Below are 6,345 nucleotides of genomic sequence, written 5' to 3' on the forward strand. Positions count from 1 at the left end.
ACATCATCGCCTGCATCGCGCCGAGTCCGGCCAGGCCCAGGCGCACGAGGTCGCGGCGCGATTCGCGCCGGCGCGCCTGCTCGCGCGCGCTGCCGCCGGACAGGCCCGGCGCGAAGCCGAGCGCGGCCAGGCGCTGCAGCAGCACGCAGAGGTCCACGCGCTGCGGATCCCAGCTCAGGCGGATGCGTCCGCTGACCGCGTTCGCGGCGACGTCTAGCACGCCGTCCTCGCGCAGCAGCGCCTGATCGATGAGCCAGGCGCAGGCCGCGCAGCGCAGGCCGTCGGCGAGCACGACGATCGCGAGGCCGCCGGCGACGGGCCAGGCCTGTTCGGCGAGCACGTCAGGCTGCATCCATTCGCGGAAGTCGCCGTGATCGGGATCGACGCGCGACGCTTCGGACTGGCGCAGCCGGTAGTACTGGCCGAGTCCCGCATCGCGTATCCAGCGCGCCGCGGCGCCGCAGCCGTCGCAGCAGACCGCGCGCTCGGCGCCGTCGATGTGCAAGGTGACAGGCTGCGCCGGCAATGCCTGACCGCAGTGGAAACAGCCGCTGCCGGACTTCGCCGCGGCTGAGGCCTGCGCTTCGTGCGCCGGCGTCGCGTCCGCGGCGGTCGCGAGGTTCACGCCCGGCTTGCCCGGCGCGTCGCGCAGCGGCGAAAACAGTTGGCCGGGCACCGTGGCCATGCGGTATCGGTCGCCCCGCCTACTTCTGCCACAGCGGCGCGAGTTCGGTCTCGCGCACGCCGGCCGGCAGGCGGCCGGCCAGACGCCAGGCGTGGTCGGCGCTCTCCAGACGCACGGTCCAGGCGTGGCCGGCGAGGCCGTCGAGGCGCGCGTGCCAGCGGCCGTCGGCGTCGCGCCGCAACGTGGTCTGACGGTCGAATTCGGCGCGCGCCGGATGCAGCAGCCGCAAGTGCAGCGCGTCCGCATCGTCGGCGCCGCGAAGCTGCAGATCGATGCCGCCGTCGGCGTCGAAGACGAGCCGCGCCGACAGGCCGCGGCGCAGCGCCTCCTCGTCGGCGCGCGTGTCCTCGACCTGGATCTGCGCCGTGCGGCGTACGTCGGCGGTCAGCGCGTCGCTGCCGCCGGAACGCACTGCCGCGACGACGACGCCGACACCGGCGACGACGCCGAGCGCCGGCAGGCCGGCGACGAGCCAGAACAGGGGTTCGCGCCAGGCGCGGCGCGCGCGGGAATCGTTGGTCATGGCGCAGGTCCGAAGAAGGCGCTGCGTACGCGCAGCGGGCCGGGACGGTCGAGGTCTTCGACCAGGAACTGGAATTCGCGGCGGCCGCGCACGGCGCCGGCGTCGGCGGCCACGGTGACCGCCGTGCTGTACACGCTTTCGGCCGGCACTTCGACGGTCTCGCTGCCGCGCAGGCGCAGCGGCGTGCCGTCGGCGAGGCTGATGCGCAGGCGCCGCGGCGTGTGCTGCTTGTTGACGATCTTGAGGCCGTAGCCGTTCTCGACGCTGCCGTCGACGGCCGTGCGGTACAGCGCGTTGCGGTCGCGCAGCACTTCGACGGTCAGCGGTGCGCGATGCGTGACGCCCCAGACCCAGCCCGTCGCGATGGCGAGCAGCAGCAGGCCGTAGACCCAGACGCGCGGGCGCAGCAGGCGCCAGGGCTTCTCGTCGATCGCATTCTGCGACGTGTAGCGGATCAGGCCGCGCGGATAGCCGACCTTGTCCATGATCTGGTCGCAGGCGTCGATGCACGCGCCGCAGGCGATGCACTCGTACTGCAGGCCGTTGCGGATGTCGATGCCGACCGGACAGACCTGCACGCACCAGGTGCAGTCGATGCAGTCGCCGAGTTCGTCGATGCTCGCCGCGATCGGTGCGGCGGTGTCGGCCTGCTGGTATGCGCCGGTCGTGCGGCGAACGTCGAGCGCGCGCTGCGCGGCGCTTTGGAAGTGTACGGCCTGGGCCATCCAGCGCTCGGCCGCATCCGCCGACAGCAGGCCGCGGCCGCGCGACATGACGTCGGCGAGTCCGCGCTTGCGCGGACCGCGCGGTTCGCCGCGGCGCGGTTCGTAGGCGATGATCAGGGTGTCGCGGTCGAACATCGCGCTCTGGAAGCGTGCATACGGGCACATGTACTTGCACACCTGCTCGCGCAGCACGCCGGCGTTGCCCCAGGTCGCGAAGCCGTAGAACAGGGTCCAGAAGGTTTCCCAGCCGCTCCAGTCCAGGGTCGGCAGGCGCGCGGCGAGATCGCGCACCGGCGTGAAGAAGCCGACGAAAGTGAAGCCGGTCCACAGCGCGAACGCGAACCAGAGCAGGTGCTTGCTGCCCTTGCGCAGGATCTTCTCGCGCGTCCACGGCCCCGCGTCGAGCTTGATGCGGCGCGCGCGGTCGCCTTCGGTCCAGCGCTCCATCCAGAGGAACACTTCGGTCCAGACGGTCTGCGGGCAGGCGTAGCCGCACCAGAGCCGGCCGGCCATCGCGGTGAAGAAGAACAGCGCGATGCCGGCCATGATCAGCAGCAGCGCGAGGAACACGAAGTCCTGCGGCCACAGGGTCAGGCCGAACACCGAGAACTTGCGCGCCGGCAGATCGAACAGCACGGCCTGGCGGCCGTCCCAGGACAGCCACGGGAACACGTAGTACATGCCGAGCAGCACGACCACGGCGACGCGTCGCAGGCGGTCGAAACGGCCATGCACGTCGCGCGGATAGACCTTGCGCTCGGCCTGGTACAGGCCGACGGGCTCGTCGTCCTTCAGCGCGATCGGAATCGTCTTGCTCATGCGCCGTCACGCTCGCGGTTGAAGCGGCTGGCCGGACGCAGCAGCAGCCAGGTGAACAGGCTGGACGACGCGGTCGCCGTCCAGAAAGCAAAGAATCCCAGCGTATACCCCCATTCCCGGCTGATGTTCCAGTCCGGGAACGTGAGATCGCGCCATTCCAGCGGGTCGACCAGCGCGAAGAACACGATGGTGCAGATCCCGGCCGCGAAGAAGCTCGGCCAGAGGATCGCGCCCCAGCGCTGCACGCGCGGCCGGGGCGGATAATCCGGAATGGCGCGCTCGCCGGTCATTGCGCGGCGGCCTGAGTCTGGGGCTGCGCATGCGACTTGGCGTAGACCCAGGCCGCGACGACGCGCGCCCGCGCGGCGCCGAGCAGCGGTCCGTGCGCCGGCATCTGGCCGTTGCGGCCTTCGCTGATCGTCTGCTTCACGCTGGCCGCGTCGCCGCCGTAGAGCCAGTAGCTGTCGGTCAGGTCCGGCGCGCCCATGAGCGTGTTGCCCTTGGCGTCCGGGCCGTGGCAGGCGGCGCAGGTCGCGGCGAATCGCGGTTCGCCGCGGGCGGCGAGCTCCTTGTCGACGGCCTGGCCCGACAGCGAACGCACGTAGGCGACGGTCTCGTCGATCTCGGCGTCGTTGGCGAAGGCCGCGCGCAGCGGCGGCATCATGGCCTGGCGGCCGTTGGTCACGCTGTCGAGGACATCCTGCGGCAGGCCGCCCCAGTGCCAGACCGTGTCGGTCAGGTTCGGGAAGCCGCGTGCGCCGCGCGCGTCGGCGCCGTGGCAGGCCGCGCAGTTGTTCGCGAAGATGGCCTGGCCCAGACGCAGCACGTTCGGATCCTTGGCCAGCTCTTCGACCGGCTTGTCCGCGTACGGCGCGAACGCCGCATCGATGCGCGCCTGGTTCTCGGCGCGGTCGGCGTCATGCTCGCGGCCCGAGGTCCATCCGCCGGTGCCGCTCCAGCTGCCGAGTCCCGGGTAATACAGCAGGTAGCCCAGGCCGAACACGATCGTCAGGTAGAACAGGTTGATCCACCAGCGCGGCATCGGCTTGTTGTATTCGGTCAGATCGCCGTCCCAGTAGTGACTGGTCTGCTCCGGCGCCGGATCGCCCGGACGTCGCCGCCCGGTCCACCAGATCAGCCATACGCAGCCCACGATGTTGAGCGCGACCAGCGCGCTCACGTACCACGACCAGCCCCCAGTCATTTCTGCGTCTCCTTCTCGTCGTCCTCGAGCGGCAGGCGCGCGGCAGCCTCGAATTCGTCGCGCCGCTTCTCGCTCCAGACCCAGCGCCAGCCGCCGAGGAACAGCACCAGCAGCAACAGCGTGCACAGACCCGATGCGGTACCCGGATTCATGGCGCACCTCCGGACTGCGGCGGCGCCGCGGCCGCATCGGCGGTCGGCGCATGGCGGCCCAGCCCCTGCAGATAGGCGACGACCGCGTCGAGCTCGGTCTTGCCCTGTACGGCCGCCGCCGCACCGGCTATGTCGGCGTCGGTGTACGGATCGCCGAGCTTGCGCAGGCCCTGCAGGTGCTCCGTCAGGCGGTCCGCGTCGATGCCGTTCCGGGCGAGCCAGGAATAGGACGGCATGTTCGATTCCGGCACCACGTCGCGCGGATTGTTCAGATGCGCGCGATGCCAGTCGTCGGAATAGCGGCCGCCGACGCGAGCCAGGTCCGGCCCCGTGCGCTTGCTGCCCCACTGGAACGGGCGGTCGTAGACCGATTCGCCGGCCAGCGAATAGTGGCCGTAGCGTTCGGTCTCGAAACGCAGGGTGCGCACCATCTGCGAGTGGCAGTTGTAGCAGCCCTCGCGGACGTAGATGTCGCGGCCGGCCAGCTCCAGCGGCGGGTACGGCTTGACGCCGGGCAGCGGCTGGATGGTCTCGGCCTGGTACATCAGCGGAATGATCTCGGCGAGGCCGCCGAAGCTGATCGCGACGGCGATCAGCACGGCCATGAGGCCTACGCTCTTCTCGACTTTTGCGTGAGCATGTTCGGTCATGATGATGGCCTCAGTGGGCGGTGGCCGGCGGCATCACGAGGGCGTCCTCGGTGGTGCGCGTCAGACGCCAGGTCTGCCAGACGTTCCAGGCCATCAGGCCCATGCCGCCCAGGACGAGCAGGCCGCCGAGCAGACGGATCAGGTAGTACGGATAGGTCGCCGCGAGCGACTCGACGAAGCTGTAGCTCAAGGTGCCGTCGTTGTTCGTCGCGCGCCACATCAGGCCCTGCATGACGCCGGCGATCCACATCGAGGCGATGTAGAACACGACGCCGATCGTATGCACCCAGAAATGGGCGTCGATGAGCTTCGTGGACCACATCTGTCCCTGGCCGAGCAGGCGCGGCCACATCGCGTAGACCGAGCCCAGCGAGATCATCGCGACCCAGCCCAGCGCGCCGGCGTGCACGTGGCCCACCGTCCAGTCGGTGTAGTGGCTCAGCGAGTTGACCGTCTTGATCGACATCATCGGACCTTCGAAGGTCGCGATCATGTAGAACGACACCGCGACGATCAGGAACTTGATGATCGGATCGGTGCGCAGCTTGTGCCAGGCGCCCGACAGGGTCATCACGCCGTTGATCGCGCCGCCCCAGGACGGCGCCAGCAGGATCAGCGAGAACACCATGCCCAGCGACTGCGCCCAGTCCGGCAGCGCGGTGTACTGCAGGTGATGCGGGCCGGCCCACATGTAGATCGCGATCAGCGCCCAGAAGTGGACGATGGACAACCGGTACGAATACACCGGCCGCTGCGCCTGCTTGGGCACGAAGTAGTACATCATGCCGAGGAAGCCCGCGGTCAGGAAGAAACCGACTGCGTTGTGGCCGTACCACCACTGCGCCATCGCGTCGACCGCGCCGGTGTAGACCGAGTACGACTTGAGCCAGCCGACCGGCAGCGACAGGTTGTTGACGATGTGCAGCAGGGCCACGGCGACGATGAAGCTCGCGTAGAACCAGTTCGCGACGTAGATGTGGCTGACGCGACGCTTGGCCAGCGTGCCGAAGAACACGACCGCATAGGCGACCCAGACCAGGGTGATCAGGATGTCGATCGGCCATTCGAGCTCGGCGTATTCCTTGCCCTGGGTGTAGCCCAGCGGCAGGGTGATCGCGGCGCTGACGATGACCGCCTGCCAGCCCCAGAACACGAAGGCCGCGAGGCGGTCGGAAAACAGCCGCACGTGGGACGTGCGTTGCACCACGTAGAGGCTCGTCGCCATCAGCGCGCAGCCGCCGAAAGCGAAGATCACCGCATTGGTGTGCAGGGGGCGCAGGCGGCCGTAGCTCAGCCACGGTATGCCTTCGCCGAGCTGCGGCCAGTACAGCTGGGCCGCGATGAGGACACCGACCAGCATGCCTACGATGCCCCAGACCACCGTCATCACGGTGAACTGGCGTACGACACGGTCGTTGTAACGTTCGTCTGTGCGCATTGCGCTCATGCCGTCGACTCCGGGCTGGCGACAAGACGATGCCGTCCCGGGCCGCCGGACGGCACGGTGGCGGATTCGCGTGGGAGGGAAGCGGGGGGGGGGGGCCCCCCCCCCCCCCCTATAACAAGGACGAGGGCCATGCCATAAAG

General features: G+C 69.5%; 8 protein-coding genes. All 8 read right to left on the reverse strand.

The genetic code is table 11. From position 1 onward, the window contains the following. Positions 1 to 685 (reverse strand): heavy metal translocating P-type ATPase metal-binding domain-containing protein (locus NON22_RS18665; protein WP_257388465.1); only part of this gene is annotated, 685 nt, incomplete at its 3' end. Between the two features lie 19 nt (positions 686 to 704). Further along, positions 705 to 1,208 carry a FixH family protein gene (locus tag NON22_RS18670; protein ID WP_257388467.1) on the reverse strand — a complete coding sequence of 168 codons (504 nt, stop codon included), beginning with the start codon at positions 1,206 to 1,208 and terminating at the stop codon, positions 705 to 707. Beyond that, positions 1,205 to 2,752: a 4Fe-4S dicluster domain-containing protein gene (locus NON22_RS18675; protein WP_257388468.1), complete on the reverse strand. Its 1,548-nt coding sequence runs from the start codon at positions 2,750 to 2,752 to the stop codon at positions 1,205 to 1,207. The genes NON22_RS18670 and NON22_RS18675 overlap by 4 nt, the downstream gene beginning before the upstream one ends. After that, a complete protein-coding gene (locus NON22_RS18680) occupies positions 2,749 to 3,042 on the reverse strand; it encodes a hypothetical protein (protein ID WP_257388469.1) in 294 nt (97 codons plus the stop codon). Before NON22_RS18680 ends, NON22_RS18675 begins: the two co-directional genes overlap by 4 nt. After that, entirely contained in the window at positions 3,039 to 3,956 is a 918-nt protein-coding gene (gene ccoP / locus NON22_RS18685) for a cytochrome-c oxidase, cbb3-type subunit III (RefSeq protein ID WP_257388470.1), read from the reverse strand. Before ccoP ends, NON22_RS18680 begins: the two co-directional genes overlap by 4 nt. After that, positions 3,953 to 4,108: a cbb3-type cytochrome c oxidase subunit 3 gene (locus tag NON22_RS18690; RefSeq protein WP_257388471.1), complete on the reverse strand. Its 156-nt coding sequence runs from the start codon at positions 4,106 to 4,108 to the stop codon at positions 3,953 to 3,955. The genes ccoP and NON22_RS18690 overlap by 4 nt, the downstream gene beginning before the upstream one ends. Then, positions 4,105 to 4,758 carry a cytochrome-c oxidase, cbb3-type subunit II gene (gene ccoO, locus NON22_RS18695; RefSeq protein ID WP_257388472.1) on the reverse strand — a complete coding sequence of 218 codons (654 nt, stop codon included), beginning with the start codon at positions 4,756 to 4,758 and terminating at the stop codon, positions 4,105 to 4,107. Before ccoO ends, NON22_RS18690 begins: the two co-directional genes overlap by 4 nt. 10 nt (positions 4,759 to 4,768) lie before the next feature. Beyond that, a complete protein-coding gene (ccoN, locus tag NON22_RS18700) occupies positions 4,769 to 6,196 on the reverse strand; it encodes a cytochrome-c oxidase, cbb3-type subunit I (protein ID WP_257388473.1) in 1,428 nt (475 codons plus the stop codon). Between the last annotated feature and the right edge of the window lie 149 nt (positions 6,197 to 6,345).

The sequence above is a fragment of the Tahibacter caeni genome, from assembly GCF_024609805.1.
GTDB lineage: Bacteria > Pseudomonadota > Gammaproteobacteria > Xanthomonadales > Rhodanobacteraceae > Tahibacter > Tahibacter caeni.

Coding starts and splice junctions, on each gene's coding strand:
- NON22_RS18680 (WP_257388469.1), bottom strand. CDS start 3,042: ATGACCGGCGAGCGCGCCATTCCGGATTATCCGCCCCGGCCGCGCGTG.
- ccoP (WP_257388470.1), bottom strand. CDS start 3,956: ATGACTGGGGGCTGGTCGTGGTACGTGAGCGCGCTGGTCGCGCTCAAC.
- ccoO (WP_257388472.1), bottom strand. CDS start 4,758: ATGACCGAACATGCTCACGCAAAAGTCGAGAAGAGCGTAGGCCTCATG.
- NON22_RS18690 (WP_257388471.1), bottom strand. CDS start 4,108: ATGAATCCGGGTACCGCATCGGGTCTGTGCACGCTGTTGCTGCTGGTG.
- ccoN (WP_257388473.1), bottom strand. CDS start 6,196: ATGCGCACAGACGAACGTTACAACGACCGTGTCGTACGCCAGTTCACC.
- NON22_RS18675 (WP_257388468.1), bottom strand. CDS start 2,752: ATGAGCAAGACGATTCCGATCGCGCTGAAGGACGACGAGCCCGTCGGC.
- NON22_RS18670 (WP_257388467.1), bottom strand. CDS start 1,208: ATGACCAACGATTCCCGCGCGCGCCGCGCCTGGCGCGAACCCCTGTTC.